We start from the raw sequence: 22,555 nt of genomic DNA, 5'->3' as shown, positions 1-22,555 counted from the left end.
TAATACGCGTCGATTTTTTCTCACACCTCGTGCAGATAGAGGTGGTAGTCCAGCTCGCTGACCGTGCGGGCGACGCGGAGATATTCGGCTTCCTTGATGGCCGTGAAGGTGCGGTGCATGTCCTTGCCCAGCGCCTCCTTCAGAAATGCCGACGCCTTCGCCCGCATGATCGCCTCGCGCCAGTCGGCCGGCATGTCGTGCGCGTGGCCGGCGGCCTGCTCGTAGCCGTTGCCTTCTATCTCGGGACCCGGATCGAGCTTTTCCTCGAGGCCTTTCACGATGCCGGCGAGCACGGTCGCGGCAACGAGATAGGGGTTGGCGTCGACGCCGGAGGGACGGTGCTCGATGCGGCGGTTTTTGGCGTCGCCGGCCGGCACGCGCAGCGCGACGGAGCGGTTGTTGACGCCCCAGGTGGGCGCCACCGGCGCGTAGGACTGCGCCACGAAGCGGCGCCAGGAGTTGGCGTGGGGGGCGAAGACCAGCATCGATTCCGCCATGGTCGCGGCCAGCCCGCCCAGCGCATGCAGAAGGCGCGGCGACCATTTTTCGCCATCGGCCTCGGTAAAGACGTTCTGTCCCGCCTCGTCGCGCATGGAGACGTGCAGGTGCATGCCGGAGCCGGCATAGTCGGCGATGGGCTTGGCCATGAAGCAGGCGGTTACGCCGTGGCGGCGGGCGGCGGCGCGCACGATGCGCTTCAGCATCACCAGGTCGTCGGCCGCCTGCATGATGTCGGTGCGGTAGTTGAGCGTCAGCTCATACTGGCCGGGCGCATATTCGGAGATGACGGTCTCGGCCGGGATTCCCTGCGCCTTCGCCGAGGCATAGATGTCGGAGAACAACGGCTCCATGCCATGCAGGTGGTCGACCGAATAGACTTCGGTCTTCGGCGAGCGGCGGCCGTCGAGCACGGCGGAAGCGGGGCGGACGCGGCCATCCGCGTCGCGGTCATTGGCGAGTAGGAAGAATTCGAGCTCGAAGGCGCCGGCGGGCTTCAGCCCCATCGCGTTCAGCCGCGCCACCTGGGCCGCGAGCGCATGGCGCGGGTCGGACGTCATCGGCGTGCCGTCGAGCAGATGCATCGACATCAGCACCTGCGCGCGGGCGGGCGAGGTGCCGTGGAGCGGCTTCAGCGTGCCGGGGATCGGCCAGGCGCGCAGGTCCTCGTCGCCTGAATCCCAGATCAGGCCGGTCTCGTGCACATCCTCGCCGGTGATATCGAGGCCCAGCACCGAGATCGGCATGTGCCGCCCGCCCCGGTAGAGCGACATCAGCTCGTGCCGGCGGACGATCTTGCCGCGGCCGACGCCGTTGGAATCGGTCAGCACGATGTCGATGGCTTCGATCTGGGGATGGGCGTCGAGGAAGGCCTGGGCTTCGGCGGGAGTGGAGCCGGAGGGGGAGGTCACCTGGTCGCTCATGGATATGCCCGCTGGCGCTCCACGGCGCCCCCCTCTGTCCTGCCGGACATCTCCCCCACACGGGAGGAGATTGGCAGTTCCGATAATGATGCCTGTTTTGAGACGTTGGCGATTGGCGAAGCCATAGAGGATGGCCGATCTCCCCCCTTGTGGGGGAGATGGCCGGCAGGACAGAGGGGGGCGTGAAGGAACGCCGACGTAGCAGACCTCACCCCGCCAGCTCCCCGCAAATCTCGCCGAACGCATCCACCAGCCGGTCGACCTGCTTCTTCCTCGTCGCCGGCGAGACCAGCATCATGTTGTGGAACGGTGCGATGAGGCAGCCGCGGTTGACGAGGCCGACATGGATCGCGGCTTCCAGCGCCGGCGCATGCGCGGCTTCCGCCTCGGCGCCGTTGCGCAAGGGGCCGGGCGCGCAGATGAACTCGACGCGCGCGCCGACGCGGGCGACATGCCAGGGCAGCTTCGCCCGTGCGACCGCGTCCGAAAGGCCATCTGCAAGACGCGCGGCGAGCTTTTCCATGTGGCGGTAGTTCTTCGCGGTCATCACGTCCGTCAGCGTCGCCTTCATGCAGGCGAACTGCAGCGGATTGGCCGACAGCGTCGTGCCGATGCCGGAATAGCCCCAGGGCTTTCTCCGCGTGTAGTCGCTGTAGCGTTCGGCGACGCCAGCCGAGAGGCCCCAGACGCTCGCCGGCACGCCGCCGGCGATCGGCTTGCCGAGCACGAAGATGTCCGGATCGAGGCCGTGGACGCGGGTGTAGCCGCCGAGACCGCTGGAGATCGTGTGCGTCTCGTCGATCAAGAGCAGCGTGCCGGTCTCGCGGGTGATCCGGCGCAGTTCGGCGTGGTATCCCGGATCGGGCAGGACCATGCAGGAATTGGTCAGCACCGGCTCGGCGATGACGCAGGCGGCGTCGCCCGGCGCGAGCACGGCTTCGAGGGCTGCGACATCGTTGAATTCGATGACCTTCGTGTCCTCGGTCAGGTCGCGGAACTGGCCGGAGAGGCCCGGCTTGTTGACCGGCTTGCCGTCCTTCAGCCTGACGAAGGTTTCCTCGACCGCACCGTGGTAGCAGCCGTTGAAGACGAGGATCTTCGCGCGCCCGGTGACGGCGCGGGCCACGCGCAGCGCGAAGCGGTTGGCGTCGGAGGCGGTGGTGGCGATCTGCCATTGCGGCAGGCCGAACATCGTCGTCAGCAGGTGGCCGAGTTCCAGCACATCCTCGGAGGGAAGCATATAGGTGAGCCCACGCCGCGCCTGCCTGCGGATGGCGCGGGCGACCGGCGGCGGCGAATGACCGAACATGGAGCCTGTGTCGCCAAGGCAGAAATCGTCGAGCTCGATGCCGTCGATGTCGGTGATCGCAGCACCCGAGGCCTTCTCTACGACCATGGGAAACGGCATCGGCCAGTCGAGCATCCAGTGCATCGGCACGCCGTCGAGAAAGCCAGCGACACCATCGGCGAAACGCTTCTTCGACTTGGGGCGTGCCTTGGCATAGACGCGCGCCTCGCGTTCTCGAAACGCGTTGATCTGCTGCACGGATGGCTGGGATGGCGAAGTCTGCGATGTCATCGGTTTGAAAACGGCAAAGAGGATTTCTGGATATCACCCTTCCTCGGGCGGAGGAAACTCCCCGGCGCGCAATGCGGATTCGAAATCCTGCCCGCCGTGGAAGATCCCTTCGATCAGAACGAGATCGCCGTCGACGAGAAATGCGATGGTCGCCCGACGTTCGAAACCGACGGTGCGAAGTCCGGGAAGCACTTCGTCGCGACGGGTTCCGCGTTGCGGAAACAGCGTCAGCTTCTGGCAGGCCGACACGATCCGGCCGACGTAACCGTTGGCGATGCGCTCGCTCGCCTCGTCGCAGAGATGATCATGCAGGGCTTCGAGGTGGCGGATCGCACGAGGCGTGAAGACGACACGCAAGATCAGCCGTTCGCGGCTCTGCGCGTGCGGCGATCCTTCAGATGCGCAAGGACATCCTCGGCATCCGTGGCCTTGCCCGGATCGGCGAGATACTCGGCATGACCGGCAACCACCTCCTCGCGCAGCCACCTGTCCAATGCCTTGTCCCGATCGATCAGGGTCTGGACGCCGGCCTTCAGCATCTCCTCGGCCGATGCGTATTCGCCGGCTTCCACCTTGACGCGCATGGCCTCCGCCAGTTCGGCAGGCAGGGTGACCTTGATGCTGACGTTCGCGTTCATGACGATGCTCCCAACGTGATGCTATCACGAAAGGGAGCAAACGCCACGGTGGCGGATACGTTGGCTTGTCCATGTGACATGCGGCCGAAACGCGGGGCGACGAAAGAGAGGCCCAGCGGCCCGGGACGTGCCCCGGGGAACTCTGGAGAAGCCGATGCGCCGGATCACGATCGCTCTGATGTCCCTCCTCCCGTTGACATCGGGCGCGGTCGCATCCGGCGGGTTCGGCTGCGATGCCAAGGACGGCAAGGTCGAGTTCCTGTTCGAGAGCGGCATGACGCGCGGCATGGGGTCGCCGGTGTTCAATTTTCGCGGCTCTGTCGATATCAAATCGAAGGATGTAGCCGCCGATCTGCGGCAGATGGAGTTCGATGGCGCGCATCTGGCGCAGTACTGGTCGGAGGACGGCCAGCTCAACCTGGTGATCTACCGCGAACGCGAGGGTGACAAGCCGCACGGCTATGTCCAGGTCGTCATCCGGACAAAGGGCGACGAGGAAGGCCTGCGAGGGCGCTACGAGCTGACCGCGTTCGACGGCGTCAACGATGCAACGCCCGAGGGCAAGACCTACACTGCGAGCGGCAAGGTCGAATGCATGGTGGAATAGCGCTCAGGCCGTGATGTCGACCACGCCGCAGTCTCCGTCTTCGGAGCCGAAGGCGAGACGGATGCCCTTGGTATCCCAGGCCATCGAGGTGACGGCGCTCTTGCCGCCGCGTCGCAGCACCACTTCCTTCAGGTCGGCGATGCGGCCGGCGAGGATCATGCCGTCGGCATAGCCGATGGCGACGATCTCGTCGCCGGGGTGGCAGGCGACGGCCGTCACCATCATGTTGCCGCGCGTGCCGAGTTCCACCGGCGCCTTGCCCATCGGCCCGTCCTTCGCGGAGAAGGGCCAGACGATCGCGGCGGGCGCGCCGGAGCTGGCGAGCCACTTGCCCTTCGCGCTCCACGACCAGCTCTTCACCTTGGCCGGATAGCCTGTCATGCGCATGTGGCGGCCGTCGGCGAGCTTCCAGCCGTGCAGGGCGTTTTCCTGCATGGTGGTGACGAGGAAATTGCCGTCCGGCGAGAAGGTGATGCCGGTGTGGGCGCCGGCCCATTCGAGCTCGGCCGGCTTGCCGTCGGTGGCGGGGAAATGCAGCGTCGCGCCATTGTAGCGGGCGACCGCGATGCGCATGCCCTTGGGCGAGAAGGCGATGCCTTCCACCGAGCGCGGATGATCGAAGGATTTCGTTTTCCCGTCGGCGAAGCGGACGAAGGCCGTGCGGCCCGTGGCATAGGCGACCGCGCCTTGCGGGCCGGTCGCGACCGACGTGATCCACTTGCGCGGCACCTCCGCCAGCGTCTCGGTCGATCCGTCGGAACGGGTCAGCACGACCTTGCCGTCCTCGCCGCCGGTCACCAGTGCCTTGCCGTCCCACGTCAGGGCGGCGCACAGCAGGCCGTCATGCGCCTGGACCGACTTCGCCCCATGGTCGAGGCGATGGATCGTCCCGTCGGCCAGCGCGAAATGCGGGATGTCGTCGAGGAAGACGGCGGCAATGCAGTGGCCGGAGAGATCGAAAGGGGCGACTGTGGGCATGTCTGTTCAGCGTTCCTCGGGAAGCGTGCGGGCGTCCTTGCGCAGAACGACCGCCTTTTCAACCGGAATCCGCGTTTCGGGATGGTAGGTGTAGGTGATCCACCGATCCCAGTTGCGGATCAGCCATTTGGCGCTGAGGCCGGCGCCGCCGGAATGAGTGCTGTCCTTCGGGAGAACGCAGAACACAAGCCCCGCCTTGTAGCCCGAAGCGGTGATCAGGCCGAGCCCTGCCTTTCCGTCGCGCGGGTCGAACACAAGAAGGTCGACCGGCCCGGAGCCCGGGCCGAGATCATAGCTGTGCGGCAGACGCAGGATATCGCCCGCATAGAGCCGCGCGTCCTCCAGTTCAGTCAGCAGCGGCACGTCAGGCCGCCTGGCAGGCCTCGAAGGTGCGCTTCAGGCGGTCGGCGTCGAGGTTGCGGCCGATGAAGACCAGCCGGCTCTCGTGCTTCTCGCCGTCCTTCCACGGGCGCTGGTGGTCGCCCTCGATGATCATGTGAACGCCCTGCACGACGTAGCGGTCGGGGTCGTCCTTGAGGGCGATGATGCCCTTGAGGCGCAGGATGTTCGGGCCTTCCGCCTGGGTGATCTTCTCGATCCAGGGGAAGAACTTCTTCGGATCCATCTCGCCGCCGCGCAGCGAGATCGAGTTCACGGTCACGTCGTGGATGTCGGACGGGCCATGGTCGTGATGGTGATCGTGGTCGTGGTCGTGGTCGTGGTGGTCATGATCGTCGGCGTCGAGGAAATGCGGGTCGTTCTCGACCGCGCGCTTCAGGTCGAAGGCGCCGCGGTCGAGCACGGCGGACAGTTCGACTGCCGAACGGCTGGTCTTGTGGACGCGGGCGGTCGGGTTGATGGCACGGATCAGGTCTTCCACCTTCGCCAGCTCTTCCGGCGTGACGAGATCGGTCTTGTTGAGCACGATCACGTCGGCGAAGGCGATCTGGTCCTCGGCCTCCTTCGAATCCTTCAGCCGCAGCGGCAGGTGCTTGGCGTCGACCAGCGCCACGACCGCGTCGAGCTTGGTCTTGGAACGAACGTCGTCGTCCATGAAGAAGGTCTGGGCGACGGGAACGGGGTCGGCAAGACCAGTGGTCTCGACCAGGATCGCGTCGAAGCGGCCCGGACGGCGCATTAGGCCCTCGACGGTGCGGATCAGGTCGCCGCGCACCGTGCAACAGATGCAGCCATTGTTCATCTCGTAGATCTCCTCGTCCGATTCGACGATGAGGTCGTTGTCGATGCCGATCTCGCCGAACTCGTTGACGATGACGGCGTAGCGCTTGCCGTGATTCTCGGACAGGATGCGGTTGAGGAGGGTGGTCTTGCCTGCCCCGAGATAGCCGGTGAGCACGGTCACGGGAATCTGGGCACTGGTCTGGGCGTCTGCCATGGGTCTGCTCGCAGGAAGGTGATGGGTCGAAATCCATATAGGATGCCGCGATGCCGATTGCACCTCCCCGGCGTCCTTGAGGCGTGTGTGCCGCCGGTCCGCCAGCCGGCTGTCATTCCGCTGCAATATTGCTCTGCCAGATGTTCCCGCGCACCGGCCGTGTTGCCGGCAAAGAAACGGCTTGCGCATTCCCGGCGCGTCGCGACAATCCGCGGCAGCAACGGGTCCAGGAGCGGGGGGACGACATGGCGAAAGCTGCCAAGGGCGCCACGATGGCCAGACTCCAGTCCACCGCGCGGCTCGCCCGCACGGTGCTCGCCTCGCGGCTGCTCGCGCACGGCTTCTATGCCGGGCAGGACCAGATCATGATGGCGCTGAGCATCGAGAGCGGCCAGACGCCGGGACAGCTGGCGGCGCGGCTCGGCGTGCGCCCGCCCACCATCACCAAGACGATCAACCGCCTGCAGACACAAGGTTTCCTCGAGAAGCGCGCCTCCGATTCGGACGCCCGACAGGCGCATATCTTCCTCACCGAGCGCGGGGCGGACGCGATCAGGGCGATCGAGAAGTCCGTCCGCAAGACCGAGAAGCAGGCGATGCGCGGCCTCGACAAGAAGGACGTCAAGGCCTTCGCCAAGATGCTGAGCCGGATCGAGGCGAACCTGTCGCAGAGCCTCGGCGCCGTGACCGACGACGACGAGCCGGACGAAGAGGAATAGCAGGCGCGGCTTTTTTGCACTTGCGATCCGCCGGCGCATCAAGGATGAAGAGCCGTTCAATCTAACATTTTACGGCCCCATCCCTTGGCGAGTGATTCCCCACGTAGCGAACAGGCGACGCCCGTCGCGGCGATCCTGTTGATCCTCGCTTCGGGCATCCTGTTCTCGTTCCTCGACGCCGGCGCGAAATGGCTCGTTCTGTCGGGCATGTCGGCGTCCTTCGTCGTCTGGGTGCGGTTCGCCGTCCATGTCGTTCTGGTGCTGATCCTCTTCCAGGGATGGCGCAACCGCGAGATGTACCGGGTGAGGAGCCTGCCGCTGCAGGTCCTGCGCGGCGTGTTCCTCTTCGGCTCCACCATCTTCAACTTCCTGGCTCTGCTCACGCTTCCGCTCGCCGATGCGATGGCGATCTACTTCCTCGCCCCGATGGTGATCACCGCGCTGGCAGGGCCGCTGCTCGGCGAATGGGCGGGCTGGCGGCGGTGGGTGGCGATCGGCGTCGGCTTCGTCGGCATGGTGGTGGTGATCCGTCCGGGCTTCGGCACGTTCGGGCTCGGCCACACCTATGCGCTGCTGTCGATGCTCTCCTATTCCCTCTACGTGCTGATGACGCGGCGGATGGCGGCGACGGAGACGTCGGCGAGTCTGATCTTCTACTCGGCGCTCGCGCCCGTGGTGTTCATGTCGCCCGCCCTTCCGCTCGCCGGATCGGTGCCGCCCGACCTTTTGCACTGGGCCGTGCTGATCTCGCTCGGCTTCTTCGGCGGGCTCGGGCACTGGCTGATCATTCACGCCTACAAGCGGGCGCAGGTCTCCGGCCTCGCGCCCTATCCCTATGCGCAGATCATCTGGGCGACGCTGTGGGGCTACCTCCTGTTCGGCGACATTCCCGACCGCTACACGGTCGTCGGGGCCGCCATCATTGTCGCGAGCGGCCTCTATATCGTGCACCGGGAGCGCAAGCTCAGGCTCGCCAGCGTCACCGAGCCGAACTCGGAATCGAGCGACCTGGCAAAAAAGCTTTGATCGCTACGCTCCTCTGACATAGTTTCTTTAAACTGTTTAACTCACCGGCAGTGGAGGGGGGGCTGGCGCAGAAAATCAAGCTTTCGACCATAGCGGATGCGCTTGGAGTATCGACCGCCACGGTGTCGCTGGCGTTGCGCGACAGCCCGCTGGTCGCGGACGCGACGCGTGACCGGATCAAGGATTATGCCCGCGCGATCGGCTACATCTACAACCGCCGCGCCGCGAGCCTGAGGACGTCGCGGTCGGGCATTGTCGGCGTGGTCGTGCACGACATCATGAACCCGTTCTTCGCCGAGATCCTGCGCTCGATCGAAAGCGAGCTCGACCGCAGCGGTCAGACCTTCATCCTCTCCAACCATTACGACCAGCTCGAGAAGCAGCGCACCTTCATCGACACGCTGCTGCAGCTCGGCGCCGACGGGGTAATCATGTCGCCCGCGATCGGCACGCCGCGCGAGGATATCGAGATGATGGAGGAGAACGGACTGCCGGTCGTGCTGATCGCGCGCCAGGTCGAGGGAGCGCTGGTGCCGGTGTTCCGCGGCGACGACGCCTACGGCATCGGCCTCGCCACCAATCACCTGATCTCGCTCGGCCACCGCCGCATCGCGATGATCGGCGGCACGGACCAGACCTCGACGGGCCGCGACCGCTACCGCGGCTACGTGCTGGCGATGGAGAAGGCCGGGCTGGAGGTGAAGCCGGACTGGCGCGTTCCCGGACCCCGCACCAAGCAGGGCGGGTTCGAGGCGACCGGGCAGTTCCTGGCGCTCAAGGACAAGCCGACCGCCGCGGTGTGCTGGAACGACCTCGTCGCGATCGGCCTGATGAACGGCATCGCGCGCGCCGGGCTGGTGCCGGGCGTCGACATCTCCGTCACGGGTTATGACGACCTGGAGGAGGCGGCCATCGCAACGCCGGCGTTGACAACGGTATGGAACGGCCAGAGGGAGGTCGGCCGCCGCGCGGCGCGCGCGCTTCTCGACCGGCTCGGCGGCAACCACGAGCCCGTTACGCCGGACCTCATCCGACCGGAACTGCATGTCAGGCAATCGACAGGCCGGCCGTCGCAACGGTGACGCGGCAAGCGCGATCCTTGGACGAGGCGATGATGGCCACTGGGCGATTGCCGTGGCGGATCCCGGTCCCTATTCCTTGCACGACCACGGAGATCGCGAATTGGCCCCGACGCAGAAAATCCCGGTGCTCGTTCCCGGCCGGCTTCACCCGCACGCGGTGGAACGGATCGGCAAGGAGTTCGAACTCGTGGCGCTGCCCGCCGCCGACCCTAAGCTGGTCACGCCGCAGATCGCCGGAACGGTGCGCGGCATGTCGTCGATGACGACGGTCAGCGCCGCCTTCATCGACGCGCTGCCGAACCTGGAGATCATCGCGAACTTCGGCGTCGGCTACGACGCGGTCGACGCCCGGCATGCCGGCTCCGCCGGCGTGATGGTGACCAATACGCCGGACGTGCTGACCGAAGAGGTTGCGGACACGGCGATCGGTCTGCTGCTCAATGCGGTCCGCGAACTGCCGAAGGCCGAGGGCTGGCTGAGGGCTGGCCGCTGGGCGTCGGAAGGCAATTATCCGCTGACGCGCGGCACGCTGCGCGGTCGCCGCGTCGGCATCTTCGGCATGGGCCGGATCGGGCTCGCGATCGCCCGCCGCATCGAGGCATTCGGGCTGCCGGTCAGCTATCACAACCGGCGCGCCGTCGAAGGCGTCGCCTATGCATGGTATCCGACCCTGGTCGAACTCGCCGGCGCGGTTGACACGCTGATCTCCGTCGCGCCGGGTGGTCCTTCGACCGAGAAGGCGGTGGACCGCACGGTGCTGGAAGCGCTGGGGCCGAAGGGGGTGTTCGTCAATATCGGGCGCGGCTCGACGGTGGACGAGGACGCGCTGGCGCAGGCGCTCGCCGATGGCACGATCCTCGCGGCGGGGCTGGACGTGTTCCGCAACGAGCCGAACGTGCCGGACGCGCTGCTGGAGTGCACCAATGCCAGCCTGCTGCCGCATGTCGGCTCGGCGTCGGTCCACACGCGCAAGACGATGGCGGACCTGGCGGTCGACAACCTTGTCTCGTGGTTCACCGAGGGGAGGCCGCTGACGCCGGTGGCGGAAACGGCTTCTGTCGTTCCGGGCGCGCGAAAGCAGCGCTAGGCCGCGCTCTATTCCGCCGCGACGCGCAGTCCCGACCGCGCCGCCCTGTGGGCGCGGGCCGCATCGCCGAAGGCCCTGAAGATCCTCGCCGAGGCATCGTCGGACTTCACCCAGTATTCCGGGTGCCACTGCACGCCGACCGCGAAGGCGGTCGCGCCCACCACCGAAACCGCCTCGACCGTGCCGTCGTCCGCGACCGCCTCGACCTGAAGGCGCTCGCCGAGACGATCCACCGCCTGCCGGTGGACGGAGTTCACCGGCACCTCGCCTGCGCCGAAGATGCCGGCGAGGCAGGTGCCGGGCTTGATCGAGACGCGCTGGCGGATGGCGAAGCGCTCGTCCTGGTCGTCGCTGACCGGCGCGCGGTGGTCCATGCGGTCCTCGATCTCCTGGACTTCGGTATGCAGCGTGCCGCCGAGCGCGACGTTCAGTTCCTGGATGCCGCGGCAGATCGCGAGCAGCGGCACGCCGCGCTCAATCGCCCTGCGGATGAGCGGCAGCGTGGTCGCGTCGCGGTCGTGGTCGTAGGGGCCATTGGCCTCGCTCGGATCGCCGCCGTAGAGGCCGGGATAGACGTTCGATTTCGACCCGGTGATCATCACCCCGTCGACGCGGTCCAGCAACTCGTCGAGATCGAGCCGGTCGCCGAAGGACGGAACGAGGACGGGGAAGACGTCCGCGCCGGCAACCGCCGCTTCGAGATACTGCTTCGGGGCGGCGTGCCAGGTGTAGTTTTCGAACTGGCGAACATCGGTCGATACGGCGACGAGGGGCTGTGTCATGGGCATGCGTTCCGCATTTGCAGTGTCATGTTCAAGGCCGTTTCCTACACCTGTCCGCGGCCGAAATCCACGGGATGCGTCCGGTGCCGGCCGGGCCGGACGGCATCCGGCCGATATTAAACCATAGTCTAAGGTAGAAATACGGTAATCGTGTCGTAAGGCTCTGAAATCCTAGACAGAAGCGCGGCGGCGTGTATGTATCGCCCGCCTAAGTGGAGGTCGCGTGGGCATTTTCCTGCAACGCGAACAGATTCGACTGGAAGTCCCGAGAGGAGAAATCATGGATCGCAGGTCATTCATCAAGAAGGCGGGTTTTGCCGGCACCAGTGCCGTCGCCGCCACGGCGCTCGCCGCGCCCGCCATTGCCCAGAGCGCGCCGAAAGTCACCTGGCGCATGACGTCGTCGTTCCCGAAGTCGCTCGACACCATCTATGGCGGCGCCGAGGTTCTGTCGAAGATGCTGTCGGAAGCGACCGACGGCAATTTCCAGATCCAGGTCTTCGCCGCGGGCGAAATCGTTCCCGGCCTGCAGGCTGCCGACGCGACCACGGCCGGCACGGTTGAGGCCTGCCACACCGTCTCTTACTACTACTGGGGCAAGAACCCGACCTGGGCCCTGGGCGCTGCCGTTCCCTTCGCGCTCAATGCGCGCGGCATGAACGCCTGGCACTATCACGGCGGCGGCATCGACCTGTTCAACGAGTTCCTCGGCACGCAGGGCCTCTACGGCCTGCCGGGCGGCAATACCGGCGTGCAGATGGGCGGCTGGTTCCGTAAGGAAATCAACACGGTCGCCGACCTGCAGGGCCTGAAGATGCGCATCGGCGGCTTCGCCGGCAAGGTTGTCGAGAAGCTCGGCGTCGTGCCGCAGCAGATCGCCGGCGGCGACATCTATCCGGCGCTGGAGAAGGGCACCATCGACGCGGCCGAGTGGGTCGGGCCGTATGACGACGAAAAGCTCGGCTTCTACAAGGTGGCGCCGTACTACTACTATCCGGGCTGGTGGGAAGGTGGTCCGACCGTCCACTTCCTGTTCAACAAGGCGAAGTACGAAGAGCTGCCGAAGAACTACCAGGCGCTGCTGCGCACCGCGGCCCAGGCCGCCGACGCCGACATGCTGCAGAAATACGACTATAAGAACCCGACCGCGATCAAGAACCTGGTGGCCAGCGGCGCGCAGCTGCGTCCGTTCAGCCAGGAGATCCTGTCGGCGTGCTTCGACAAGTCGAACGAGGTTTATGCCGAAATGACGTCGACGATTCCCGAGTTCAAGAAGATCTGGGATTCGATCACCGCCTTCCGCGGCTCGTACTACCTCAACGCCCAGGTGGCGGAATACAACTACGACACCTTCATGATGATCCAGCAGCGCGCTGGCAAGATCTGACCTGAGCGCATTGTCCGACTGGCCCCGGAGCGGCGACGCTCCGGGGTTTTTCGTTTTCGGAGCGATGTGGCACGTCGGGTATTTTCACCCGTCTTTACTTGATTGGTCCAGCGTGCATTGATTGGGCCAGCGGTCGGGCAGGGCGACCATAATTCCCTATTACAGAATGTCCTGCCGGAGCCGTTGGATCCACATCTGGGAGGATATTCAATGGATCGTCGTGCATTCATCACCAAGGCCGGCCTGGCCGGCGCAGGCGCCGCAGCGGCGTCGACGCTCGCCGCGCCTGCCATCGCGCAGAGCTCTCCGAAGATCGCCTGGCGCTGTACGTCGTCGTTCCCGAAGGCGCTCGACACGATCTACGGCGCGGCCGAGACGATGGCCAAATATGTCAACGAGGCCTCTGACGGCAATTTCCAGATCCAGGTCTTCGCCGCAGCAGAGATCGTTCCCGGCCTGCAGGCGGCGGATGCGACCTCGGCCGGTACTGTCGAGATGTGCCATACGGCCTCGTATTACTTCTGGGGCAAGGATCCGACTTACGCGCTCGCGACCGCGGTGCCGTTCTCGCTCAATGCACGCCAGATGAACGGCTGGATCTACCATGCCGGCGGCGAGGCGCTGCTCAACGAGTTCTACGCCACGCAGGGCCTCTACGGACTCGCCTGCGGCAATACCGGCGCCCAGATGGGCGGCTGGTATCGCAAGGAGATCAACACGCTCGCCGACCTCAAGGGTCTGAAGATGCGCATCGGCGGCTTCGCCGGCAAGATCATGGAGAAGCTCGGCGTCGTGCCGCAGCAGATCGCCGGCGGCGACATCTATCCGGCGCTGGAGAAGGGCACGATCGACGCCGCCGAGTGGGTCGGACCTTATGACGACGAAAAGCTCGGCTTCTACAAGGTGGCGAAATACTACAACTATCCGGGCTTCTGGGAGGGCGGCCCGACGCTGCATGCGCTGATCAACCTCGCCAAGTGGAACGAGTTGCCCAAGCACTACCAGTCGCTGCTGCGCGCGGCCTGCGAGGCGGCGAACTGCGACATGATGGCGAACTACGACGCCAAGAACCCGGCTGCCCTTCGCCGCCTGGTCGCGGGCGGGGCGGTGCTCAAGCCGTTCAGCCAGGAGATTCTCTCCGCCGCGTTCGATGCTTCGGCGGCGACCTATGCCGAGATCGGCGCTTCGAATGCGATGTTCAAGAAGATATTCGACAACCAGTCCGAGTTCCGCAAGGACGCCTATCTCTGGGCGCAGATCTCGGAATACACCTACGACACGTTCATGATGATCCAGCAGCGGGCCGGCAAGCTCGGCTGATCCGGACTGCAGGGATCCGAAAAGAAAACCCCGGGGCGGCGACGCCCCGGGGTCTTTTCTTTCCAGCCTTCAGCCGTCGGCGCTACTGCGCCGGTGCGGGTTGCGCCGGGGCCGGAGCAGGCGTGCCGAAGCTTGGCGGTTGAGTCAGGTCGTTCGACGGCGCAGGCTGCGTGGGCTGTGCAGGGGCGCCGAAACTCGGCGGGCTGCTCAGGCCGTTGCCTGACGGCTGCGCGGGCTGCGAGCCCCCACCAAGCGGCGGCAGGCCGAGGCCTCCCGGCGCGCCGAGACCGCCGCCCTGGCCGCCGAAACCGGGCACCTCGATCTTGATCGTGTTCGGATCGACCACGGGGCCGCTGCCCTTGTAGTGCATGACCATGCCGGGGAAGGTGATGACGAGAGCCACCATGATCACCTGGATGCAGACGAAGGGCACCGCCCCCCAGTAGATCTGCCCGGTCGTCACCGGCGCGGTCTGCCGGCCGGTGACCTTGTCAATATAGGGCGCGCGCGCCGCCACCGAGCGAAGGTAGAACAGCGCGAAGCCGAAGGGCGGATGCATGAAGCTCGTCTGCATGTTGACGCCGAGCAGGACGCCGAACCAGATCAGGTCGATGCCGAGCGCCGTCGCAGCCGGCGCCAGCAGCGGCACGATGATGAAGGCAAGTTCGAAGAAGTCGAGGAAGAACGCCAGCAGGAACACCAGGATGTTCACGGCGATCAGGAACCCGACTTCGCCGCCCGGCAACGACGTGAGCAGATGCTCCACCCAGATATGGCCGTTGACGCCGTAGAAGGTGAGCGAGAAGACGCGCGCACCGATCAGGATGAACATCACGAAGGCCGACAGGCGCGTCGTCGAGGCAAGCGCCTGCTTGATCACGTCGAGGGTCAGGCGGCCCTTGGCGGCGGCCATGATCAGCGCGCCGACCGCGCCCATGGCGCCGCCTTCCGTCGGCGTCGCGATGCCGAGGAAGATGGTGCCGAGGACGAGGAAGATCAGCGCCAGTGGCGGGATCAGGACGATGATGACCTGCTGGGCAAGCCTCGACATCATGCCGAGCTTCATCGACCGGTCGGCGATAGCGACGACATAGATGACGATGGTGCCCACGGCGGCGCCGAGGATATCGGCATTGTCGCCGTGGGTGGGGGAAAGCCACACATGGGCGCCGTAGGCGATGCCGCCGGCGACGAGGAGCGCGATGATCAGCGAGGTGACGCCCGAACCGAGCGTGCGAGCCTCCAAAGGCAGCGCCGGCATCGACTTGGGCCGGATGATCGACATCAACAGGATGTAGGACATGTAGATGCCGGTCAGGATCAGGCCGGGAATCAACGCGCCCTTGTACATGTCGCCGACCGAGCGGCCGAGCTGGTCGGCCAGGACGATGAGCACCAGCGACGGCGGAATGATCTGCGCCAGCGTGCCGGACGCCGCGATGACACCCGAGGCGACCCGGCGGTCATATCCGTACCGCAGCATGATCGGCAGCGAGATCAGCCCCATCGCGATAACCGACGCCGCCACGACGCCTGTGGTCGCCGCGAGCAGCGCACCGACGAAGATGACCGCATAGGCGAGGCCGCCGCGGATCGGGCCGAAGAGCTGGCCGATCGTGTCGAGCAGGTCCTCCGCCATGCCGGACCGTTCAAGCACGATGCCCATGAAGGTGAAGAAGGGGATCGCAAGCAGCGTCTCGTTGGCCATCACGCCGCCGTAGAAGCGCTCGGGCAAGGCATAGAGCAGCGGCCATGACAGGTTGATCGAGCCGTTCGACAGCGGCGCGAGTTCGACGCCGATGAAGAAGAACAGCAGGCCGTTCGCGGCGAGCGCGAAGGCGACGGGGTAGCCGATGAGAAGGAAGATGATCAGCGAGAAGAACATGATCGGCGCCATGTTCTGGGCGATGAACTCCATCATTGCTTGAGCTCCTCGGCCAGCGCCTTGGCTTCGAGCTCGGCGGCCTCATGCGCCGAGATGAAGGGGTTGGGGTCCTCCATGTCGCCTCTCATGATGGCGATCTTCTTGATGATCTCCGAGATGCCCTGCAGCCCAAGCAGGCTGAAGCCGATCAGCAGCAGCAGCTTCGCCGGCCAGATGATCAGGCCGCCGGCATTCGTGGAGACCTCGCCGGAGCGGAAGGACAGGAGGAAGTAGGGGACGAAGTAGTAGATCATCAAAAGAACGAAGGGCATCAGGAAGAAGACGTGCCCGAGCAGGTCGATCCAGTGCTGCACCCGGCGCGAGAAGGCGCCGTAGACGATGTCGATACGGATATGCTCGTTCTGCTTCAGCGTGTAAGCAGCCGCGAGCAGGAATGCCGCGCCGTAGAGATACCACTGCATCTCCAGCCAGGCGTTCGAAGACGTATTGAGCGTCTTGCGGATAATCGCATTGATTGCGCTGATCAGGACCGCGGCGAGAATCGCCCACGATATCCATTTGCCGATGAATTCGTTGAGTCCGTCGATCAGGCGCGAGAGAGCCAGAAGCCCCGCCATCAATCTTCCTCCCATGTCACGCGTCGTGTCGCTTTGCGATCTCCGCCGCTGTCTCCTAGTGCCGAAAATACGCACACGAAACAAGCGCCGATTCGCATCGTCGCATTGTCGGAGCGGTGCCTAACACTTTTGTGCACTGCGAAACAGCATGGTGAAACTACGAGTCCGCCACGACTTTGGTCGCATATCGCTGCGGAATTCAGACGTTCCGGTCGCGCGCGAGATCGACCGAGCGAAGCACCAGCAGGAGGATGAGCGCGGAGAAGATGCCGGCGTCGCGCCACTCGCCGGCGAAGTAGCCGGTCCACAGCGATTCCGCGATGCCGACGCCGGCCGCTCCGAGTGCCGCGGCGAGCGGCGAGCCGCCGAGGCCGAGAGCGGCGACGAACAGCACCTTCAGACCGAAGACGAGGCCGGTGTCGAAGCTGATGTTGCCGAAGTGGATCGCTGCCAGCACGCCGGCCATCGCCGCGAGCATGCCGCTTGCGACGACCGTGGTGCGGAATGTCCGTCGCGCGTCGACGCCGCACATGGCGGCGGCCAGCGGGTCGTCGCAGATCGCGCGCCAGTCGCGGCCGAAGCGCGACCGGACGAGCCAGATCGCCGCGATCGCGATTGAGAGAATCACGATCGCGATGTCGACGAGCTGTATCGCGGTCAGCGTCACCAGGAACGCGCCGTCGCGCCAGAAGACGATGGTCCGGGCAAGGATCGGGGGCAGCCAGAGATCGCGGCTCTCCATCGCCAGGCGTCCAAGCTCCATGAGGACGATCGCGACGCCGAGGGTGGCGGCGACGATCGTGTTCGGATTGCCGGTGCGCAAAGGTTCGAGCACCGCGCGGGAGATCAGGTGGGAGGCGAGGCCGGCAAAGGCGAAGGCGAGGACCACGCCGAACCCCAGCGCGGCGGGAAGCGTCAGCCACAGCACGTTCCAGCCGAACACGGTGGCGAGGATGCCGACTTGCCCGCCAAAGGCGAAGATCGCGCCATGCGCCAGATTCGCGCGCCGGAGCACGCCGTAGGTCATCGCATAGCCGAAGGCGAGCAGGGCGTAGATCGCGCCGATATGCACGCCGTTCAGGATCTGCTGCAGGAAATAAGCCATCGGCGTCGGCGCAGGACCCATGGCGACGGGAGGTCTTCTGTCGCCGCAAGGAACGTTTCCTCACAAACTAACTTGCAAGAGCCATTTTACAAGTTAGATTTTCGACATGGAGACGATCTGGACCCCACACCGGTTCTCGGGCGAAGTGCTTGCGCTCGACGTGGCGAACACGGTGGTGCTGCGCGACGATCCGCACCGGACGTTCGACCGGTTCGAGCAGCACGACGAGATCGTGCGTTTCGCCAGGGCGGCGACGGCATTCCGCGCCGAAGAGATCGGCGGCAACACGCTGGCGGTTTCCGATCCGACAGGCGCGAAGCCGCGGATCGTTGCGCTGCGCGAGGCGACGGATGCGTTGTTCAGGGACGCGTCGGCGAGCGGCGCCGTCCAGTCCGAACGTCTGGCCCCGCTGCTCGACCATTGCGCGCGCGCTCTCGCGGCGGCGCCCGTGATGCTTGCGGCCGATCATGCCGGGCCGAAAGCAGGGCAGGGAACGATCGAACTCGAGGCCGCCGTCGCGGTCTCGGCGCTGTCGCTGCTCGCTCCCGACATGCGGCGGCGCATCCGCATCTGCGGCAATTGCGGCTGGCTCTTCCTGGACAGAAGCCGCAACGGCAGCCGTGTCTGGTGCGACATGACCGTGTGCGGAAACCGGCGGAAGGCCCGGCGGCACTACCGCCGCCGTCGTGGCGGCGAAGGAAGGCAGGTCGATGCGTAGATCTTTAGCCCTTGCGGTCGCCGCCGCGCTGCTGGCGCTTGGGGCTTGCCGCGACGAGAGCCGGCCCGGCAAGCTGTTCGCGATTTCGGGCAAGCTGTTCGTCTTCAACTACCGGGTCGCCACCGCAACCTATCTGGTGACGCTCAAGCCGCTGGGGCCGGTCGAGGACGGGCAGACCGCCGTTGCCAGCTTCGAGGATCCGGCCGGAGGACAGCCTATCGTGGTGCGGCAGCGAATCTGGCCGAAGCTGGACAAGGCGGTGCTGGAAAGCCCGCCGCTGCGCTGCGTTCGCAAGGACCATCCCTATGCGGTCACGATCCGGATCGAGGGACCGGACGCGGCCGTGCGGCAGGAAATCGAGACGACGATCACGTCCAACCTGGACCAGGAGGTGCTGCCTGATCGTCCCCTCGTCGTCGGGCCGGTCTATACGCCGAATCCGGAGCTGCAGGGCCGTCCCGACGGCAAGCTCGACGTCACCAACGAGGCGGGCTGTCCCGGCCGGGGTTGAGCACACCGGATTGTGGCTCAGGAAATTTCGCCGGCCATCATCCCGGCGACATAAAATATTCATTGGATAGCTGCATCCGTGACGGCGATTGCTCTTTTGCGGATCGCGTTGATTTCGTTTGACGTTGTCGACCGCCACAGAAACACTACTTTGACGGAGGGCGGTCAGGTGATACCCAGCCGTCCGCAGGAGACCGTTGATGACGCTTCACGACGTGACGCTCGGAGACAAGTTCGACCTTTCCAAGGAACGAATCTTTCTGTCGGGCGCGCAGGCGATCGTCAGGATGCTGCTTATGCAGCGCGAGCGCGATCGACGCCTCGGGCTGGACACGGCAGGCTTCGTCTCGGGCTATCGCGGTTCGCCGCTCGGCGGCCTCGACCAGCAGTTCTGGCGGGCGAAAAAGCAGCTCGAAGCCTCCAGCATCGTCTTCCAGCCCGGTCTCAACGAGGAGCTTGCCGCCACCGCGGTCTGGGGCTCTCAGCAGACCGAACTCCTAGGCGAAGGCAAGCACGACGGCGTGTTCTCCGTCTGGTACGGCAAGGGACCGGGCGTCGACCGCTCGGGCGACGTGTTCCGCCACGCCAACCTCGCCGGCACCTCGAAGAACGGCGGCGTGCTGGCGCTGATGGGTGACGACCACACGGCCGAATCATCGACCAACGCGCATGCGACCGAGTTTCTCTTTGTCGACACGATGATGCCGATCCTCAATCCGGCCGGCGTGCAGGAACTGATCGACTACGGCCTCTACGGCTTTGCCATGTCCCGGTTCTCCAGCACCTGGACGGCGATCAAGTGCGTCAAGGACAACATCGAATCGACGGCGTCGGTGGATGTATCTCTCGACAGGCTGAACATCGTGCTGCCCGAGATCGACCTGCCGCCGGGCGGGCTCAGCATCCGCCACGAGCTTGACCAGATGGGCCAGGAAGAACGGCTGCACGTCTACAAGCGCGCGGCGGCGGCGGCCTTCATCCGCGCCAACGGGCTGAACAAGATCATTTATTCGGGCGGCAGCGCGCCGAAGATCGGCATCATCACTGTCGGCAAATCCTATCTCGACGTGCGCCAGGCGCTCGACGACCTCGGCATCGACGAGGCGCGCTCGGCGCAGATCGGTCTCAGGCTGTTCAAGGTCGCGGCTCCCTGGCCGCTGGACGTCGAGCACATCTCGGAATTCGCCCGCGGCCTCGAGACCGTCCTGGTTGTCGAGGAGAAGCGCTCGCTGATCGAAGTGCAGATGCGGGAGAACCTCTACGGCACAGCGATGCAGCCGCTGATCGAGGGCAAGAAGGATGCGCGCGGAGAATGGCTCTTCCCGGCCAAGGGTGCGCTCGATCCCAACGACATCGCCATCGCCATCGGTGAGCGGGTGCTGAAGAGCATCGGCCATTCGGAAGAGATCGCCGCGCGGGTCGCGCAGCTCAAACAGTTCCAGGCGATGCTGGCCGACACCAAGGACGTCTCCAACCGCACGCCCTATTTCTGCTCGGGCTGCCCGCACAATTCTTCGACCAAGGTGCCGGAGGGCTCGATCGCGGGCGCCGGTATCGGCTGCCATTTCATGGCGTTGTGGATGGACCGCTCGACCGTCGGCTTCACCGCCATGGGCGGGGAGGGCGCGCAGTGGATCGGCCAGGCGCCGTTCTCCAAGCGCGAGCACATGTTCCAGAACCTCGGCGACGGGACCTACAACCATTCCGGCTCGCTGGCGATCCGCTTCGCGCTCGCCTCGAAGGCGAACATTACCTACAAGATCCTCTACAACGACGCCGTCGCGATGACCGGCGGCCAGCCGCACGAGGGCAACCTCACCGTCGACATGATCGCCCGGCAGGTGCGCGCCGAGGGTGTCGACCGCATCGCCGTCGTCACCGACGAGCCCGGCAAATATGCCGGCAAGGCCGAATTCCCGGCCGGCGTCAGCTTCAGCCATCGCGACGACCTCGACGCGGTGCAGCGCGAGTTGCGCGACGTGAAGGGCGTCTCGGTGCTGCTTTACGACCAGACCTGCGCCGCCGAGAAGCGCAGGCGCCGCAAGCGCGGCACGTTCCCCGACCCCGACAAGCGGGTCATCATCAACGAGCTGGTCTGCGAAGGCTGCGGCGACTGCGGCGTGAAGTCGAACTGCGTCTCCGTGCAGCCGGTCGAGACCGAGTTCGGCCGCAAGCGCCGCATCGACCAGTCGAGCTGCAACAAGGATTTCTCCTGCGTCAACGGCTTCTGCCCGTCCTTCGTGACAGTGCATGGCGCGAAGCTGCGCAAGGCCGAGGGCGTGGCCAATGCATCGGATCCCCTGGCTGGCGTGCCTGAGCCGGCGCTCTTTCCGCTCGGCCAGGGCGGCTGGGCCTGTGTCGTCGACGGCATCGGCGGCACCGGCGTGGTGACGATCGGCGCGATCCTCGGCATGGCGGCGCATCTCGAGGGCAAGGGCTGCGGCATGATCGACATGGCCGGCCTTGCCCAGAAGGGCGGGGCGGTGTTCTCGCATGTCCGCATCGCGCCCACGCCGGACGACATCAGCGCGATCCGCGTCTCGGCCGGCAAGGCCGACCTCGTGCTGGGCTGCGACCTGGTGGTTTCCGGCGCGAAGAAGGTGCTCGCCTCGGCGCGCGAGGGCCGCACGCTCTTCGTCGCCAATACGGCGGAAGTGATGCCCGGCGACTTCACGCGCTCGACCGACTTCTCGCTGCCGACAGAGCGGCTGAAGAAGGCGATCCGGCAGGCGGTTGGCGACGACAAGGCGCATTTCTTCGATGCCACCCGCAGTGCGGCGACGCTGTTCGGCAACTCGGTCGGCGCGAACATGTTCATGCTCGGCTTCGCCTACCAGCACGGCGGCCTGCCGGTGTCGGCGGAGGCGGTCGAGAAGGCGATCGAGCTCAATGGCGAGGCGGTGAAGATGAACGTCGCCGCGTTCCGCTGGGGGCGCCGCGCCGCGCACGATCCGGAAACGGTTCGCAAGCTCGTGCAGTCGGTGCAGGGCGCGGCGGCCGCGCCGCTGGCGCAGACGCTGGACGAGATCGTCGCGAAGCGGGTCGAGTTCCTGACGTCCTACCAGAACGCGGCCTATGCGCGACGCTACGCCGAGCGCATCGACAGGCTGCGCAAGGCGGAGGCCGCCGTTGTCGCGGGGTCGACCGCCGTGACGGAGACCGCTGCGCGCAACCTCTTCAAGCTGATGGCGGTCAAGGACGAGTACGAGGTTGCCCGGCTCTATACCGACGGGTCCTTCCGCAAGCAGCTCGCATCCCAATTCCAGGATTTCGACCGGCTCGAATTCCACCTCGCGCCGCCCGTCCTCGGCCGCAAGGGGGCGGACGGCCTGCCGCGGAAATCCTCCTTCGGGCCTTGGATGATGAAGGGGTTTGGCGTGCTTGCCGCCTTCAAGGGACTACGCGGCACCGCGTTCGACGTCTTCGGCTACACCGCCGAGCGCAAGATGGAGCGCAGGCTGATCGCGGATTACGAGGCCGACCTCGACCTGATCGAAAAGCACCTTTCGCCGCTTTCGGTCGACGCGGCCGTGGCGCTCGCTTCGGTTCCCGCGCTCATTCGCGGCTACGGTCACGTCAAGATGCGCAATGTCGAAAAGGCGAGGGGCGAGCGGGCGCGGCTGATCGATCGTCTCGTCTCCCCGCCGCCCAAGCCGGTGCTTCAGGCGGCGGAATAAGCCGCCGTGGGCTTGCGCCGC

At 65.8% G+C, this 22,555-nt stretch carries 21 protein-coding genes; 10 read left to right on the top strand and 11 right to left on the bottom strand.

Features of this window, described 5'->3' with window-relative positions:
- Positions 1 to 20: 20 nt before the first annotated feature.
- The 4 genes from B9Z03_RS23605 to B9Z03_RS23585 all read right to left on the bottom strand — a co-directional run bounded on the left by B9Z03_RS23605 (position 21) and on the right by B9Z03_RS23585 (position 3,638).
- Positions 21 to 1,421 (bottom strand): glutamine synthetase family protein, encoded by a 1,401-nt coding sequence (locus B9Z03_RS23605; protein ID WP_085466457.1) that lies wholly within the window; start codon positions 1,419 to 1,421, stop codon positions 21 to 23.
- A gap of 208 nt (positions 1,422 to 1,629) precedes the next feature.
- Positions 1,630 to 3,000, bottom strand: coding sequence for an aspartate aminotransferase family protein (locus B9Z03_RS23595; RefSeq protein WP_085466455.1), 1,371 nt, complete (start codon positions 2,998 to 3,000; stop codon positions 1,630 to 1,632).
- Positions 3,001 to 3,033: 33 nt separating this feature from the next.
- Positions 3,034 to 3,357: a type II toxin-antitoxin system RelE/ParE family toxin gene (locus tag B9Z03_RS23590; protein WP_244561826.1), complete on the bottom strand. Its 324-nt coding sequence runs from the start codon at positions 3,355 to 3,357 to the stop codon at positions 3,034 to 3,036.
- Positions 3,358 to 3,359: 2 nt separating this feature from the next.
- Complete coding sequence (locus B9Z03_RS23585) at positions 3,360 to 3,638, bottom strand: ribbon-helix-helix domain-containing protein (RefSeq protein ID WP_085466454.1); 279 nt, start codon at positions 3,636 to 3,638, stop codon at positions 3,360 to 3,362.
- Positions 3,639 to 3,792: 154 nt separating this feature from the next.
- On the opposite strand from B9Z03_RS23585, the gene B9Z03_RS23580 reads away from it, so the two are divergent.
- Entirely contained in the window at positions 3,793 to 4,245 is a 453-nt protein-coding gene (locus B9Z03_RS23580; RefSeq protein ID WP_085466453.1) for a hypothetical protein, read from the top strand.
- A 3-nt stretch (positions 4,246 to 4,248) separates the two neighbouring features.
- Here the strand turns inward: B9Z03_RS23580 and B9Z03_RS23575 are convergent, their stop codons facing one another.
- From B9Z03_RS23575 to B9Z03_RS23565, 3 genes are read right to left on the bottom strand one after another with little or no spacing between them, the layout of a single operon-like run.
- Complete coding sequence (locus B9Z03_RS23575) at positions 4,249 to 5,223, bottom strand: WD40 repeat domain-containing protein (RefSeq protein WP_085466452.1); 975 nt, start codon at positions 5,221 to 5,223, stop codon at positions 4,249 to 4,251.
- Between the two features lie 6 nt (positions 5,224 to 5,229).
- Positions 5,230 to 5,586 (bottom strand): Imm45 family immunity protein, encoded by a 357-nt coding sequence (gene imm45, locus B9Z03_RS23570; RefSeq protein ID WP_085466451.1) that lies wholly within the window; start codon positions 5,584 to 5,586, stop codon positions 5,230 to 5,232.
- A gap of 1 nt (position 5,587) precedes the next feature.
- Positions 5,588 to 6,619, bottom strand: a complete 1,032-nt coding sequence (locus B9Z03_RS23565; RefSeq protein WP_085466450.1) for a CobW family GTP-binding protein — start codon at positions 6,617 to 6,619, stop codon at positions 5,588 to 5,590.
- A gap of 245 nt (positions 6,620 to 6,864) precedes the next feature.
- On the opposite strand from B9Z03_RS23565, the gene B9Z03_RS23560 reads away from it, so the two are divergent.
- The 4 genes from B9Z03_RS23560 (at position 6,865) to B9Z03_RS23545 (ending at position 10,533) form a co-directional block, all read left to right on the top strand.
- Positions 6,865 to 7,338 (top strand): MarR family winged helix-turn-helix transcriptional regulator, encoded by a 474-nt coding sequence (locus B9Z03_RS23560; RefSeq protein ID WP_085466449.1) that lies wholly within the window; start codon positions 6,865 to 6,867, stop codon positions 7,336 to 7,338.
- An 84-nt stretch (positions 7,339 to 7,422) separates the two neighbouring features.
- Positions 7,423 to 8,364, top strand: coding sequence for a DMT family transporter (locus B9Z03_RS23555; RefSeq protein ID WP_244561825.1), 942 nt, complete (start codon positions 7,423 to 7,425; stop codon positions 8,362 to 8,364).
- A 62-nt stretch (positions 8,365 to 8,426) separates the two neighbouring features.
- Positions 8,427 to 9,446: a LacI family DNA-binding transcriptional regulator gene (locus B9Z03_RS23550; RefSeq protein WP_085467838.1), complete on the top strand. Its 1,020-nt coding sequence runs from the start codon at positions 8,427 to 8,429 to the stop codon at positions 9,444 to 9,446.
- Positions 9,447 to 9,546: 100 nt separating this feature from the next.
- Complete coding sequence (locus B9Z03_RS23545; RefSeq protein WP_244561824.1) at positions 9,547 to 10,533, top strand: 2-hydroxyacid dehydrogenase; 987 nt, start codon at positions 9,547 to 9,549, stop codon at positions 10,531 to 10,533.
- A gap of 8 nt (positions 10,534 to 10,541) precedes the next feature.
- Here B9Z03_RS23545 and B9Z03_RS23540 read toward each other — a convergent pair whose 3' ends face one another.
- The gene (locus B9Z03_RS23540) at positions 10,542 to 11,315 is read right to left on the bottom strand and encodes a gamma-glutamyl-gamma-aminobutyrate hydrolase family protein (protein ID WP_085467837.1); all 774 of its coding nucleotides are present in this window, start codon (positions 11,313 to 11,315) and stop codon (positions 10,542 to 10,544) included.
- A 280-nt stretch (positions 11,316 to 11,595) separates the two neighbouring features.
- Between B9Z03_RS23540 and B9Z03_RS23535 the strand changes: the two genes are divergently transcribed.
- On the top strand, positions 11,596 to 12,702 hold the full coding sequence (locus B9Z03_RS23535) for a TRAP transporter substrate-binding protein (RefSeq protein ID WP_085466447.1): 1,107 nt from the start codon (positions 11,596 to 11,598) through the stop codon (positions 12,700 to 12,702).
- A 210-nt stretch (positions 12,703 to 12,912) separates the two neighbouring features.
- Entirely contained in the window at positions 12,913 to 14,022 is a 1,110-nt protein-coding gene (locus B9Z03_RS23530) for a TRAP transporter substrate-binding protein (protein WP_085466446.1), read from the top strand.
- 82 nt (positions 14,023 to 14,104) lie between these two features.
- Here B9Z03_RS23530 and B9Z03_RS23525 read toward each other — a convergent pair whose 3' ends face one another.
- The 3 genes from B9Z03_RS23525 to B9Z03_RS23515 form a co-directional block, all read right to left on the bottom strand.
- The gene (locus tag B9Z03_RS23525; RefSeq protein ID WP_085466445.1) at positions 14,105 to 15,943 is read right to left on the bottom strand and encodes a TRAP transporter large permease; all 1,839 of its coding nucleotides are present in this window, start codon (positions 15,941 to 15,943) and stop codon (positions 14,105 to 14,107) included.
- Complete coding sequence (locus tag B9Z03_RS23520; protein ID WP_085466444.1) at positions 15,940 to 16,524, bottom strand: TRAP transporter small permease subunit; 585 nt, start codon at positions 16,522 to 16,524, stop codon at positions 15,940 to 15,942. Before B9Z03_RS23520 ends, B9Z03_RS23525 begins: the two co-directional genes overlap by 4 nt.
- Before the next feature lie 199 nt (positions 16,525 to 16,723).
- On the bottom strand, positions 16,724 to 17,650 hold the full coding sequence (locus B9Z03_RS23515) for a branched-chain amino acid ABC transporter permease (RefSeq protein WP_348529060.1): 927 nt from the start codon (positions 17,648 to 17,650) through the stop codon (positions 16,724 to 16,726).
- 85 nt (positions 17,651 to 17,735) lie between these two features.
- On the opposite strand from B9Z03_RS23515, the gene B9Z03_RS23510 reads away from it, so the two are divergent.
- From B9Z03_RS23510 to B9Z03_RS23500, 3 genes are all read left to right on the top strand, one after another.
- On the top strand, positions 17,736 to 18,347 hold the full coding sequence (locus tag B9Z03_RS23510; protein ID WP_085466443.1) for a CGNR zinc finger domain-containing protein: 612 nt from the start codon (positions 17,736 to 17,738) through the stop codon (positions 18,345 to 18,347).
- A complete protein-coding gene (locus B9Z03_RS23505) occupies positions 18,340 to 18,858 on the top strand; it encodes a hypothetical protein (protein ID WP_139832375.1) in 519 nt (172 codons plus the stop codon). The genes B9Z03_RS23510 and B9Z03_RS23505 overlap by 8 nt, the downstream gene beginning before the upstream one ends.
- 199 nt (positions 18,859 to 19,057) lie before the next feature.
- The gene (locus B9Z03_RS23500; RefSeq protein WP_085466441.1) at positions 19,058 to 22,534 is read left to right on the top strand and encodes an indolepyruvate ferredoxin oxidoreductase family protein; all 3,477 of its coding nucleotides are present in this window, start codon (positions 19,058 to 19,060) and stop codon (positions 22,532 to 22,534) included.
- Positions 22,535 to 22,555: the final 21 nt, after the last annotated feature.

Origin of the sequence: Mesorhizobium australicum (assembly GCF_900177325.1) — a bacterium.
GTDB lineage: Bacteria > Pseudomonadota > Alphaproteobacteria > Rhizobiales > Rhizobiaceae > Mesorhizobium_A > Mesorhizobium_A australicum_A.
This window is presented reverse-complemented; position numbering and strand designations above follow the sequence as displayed.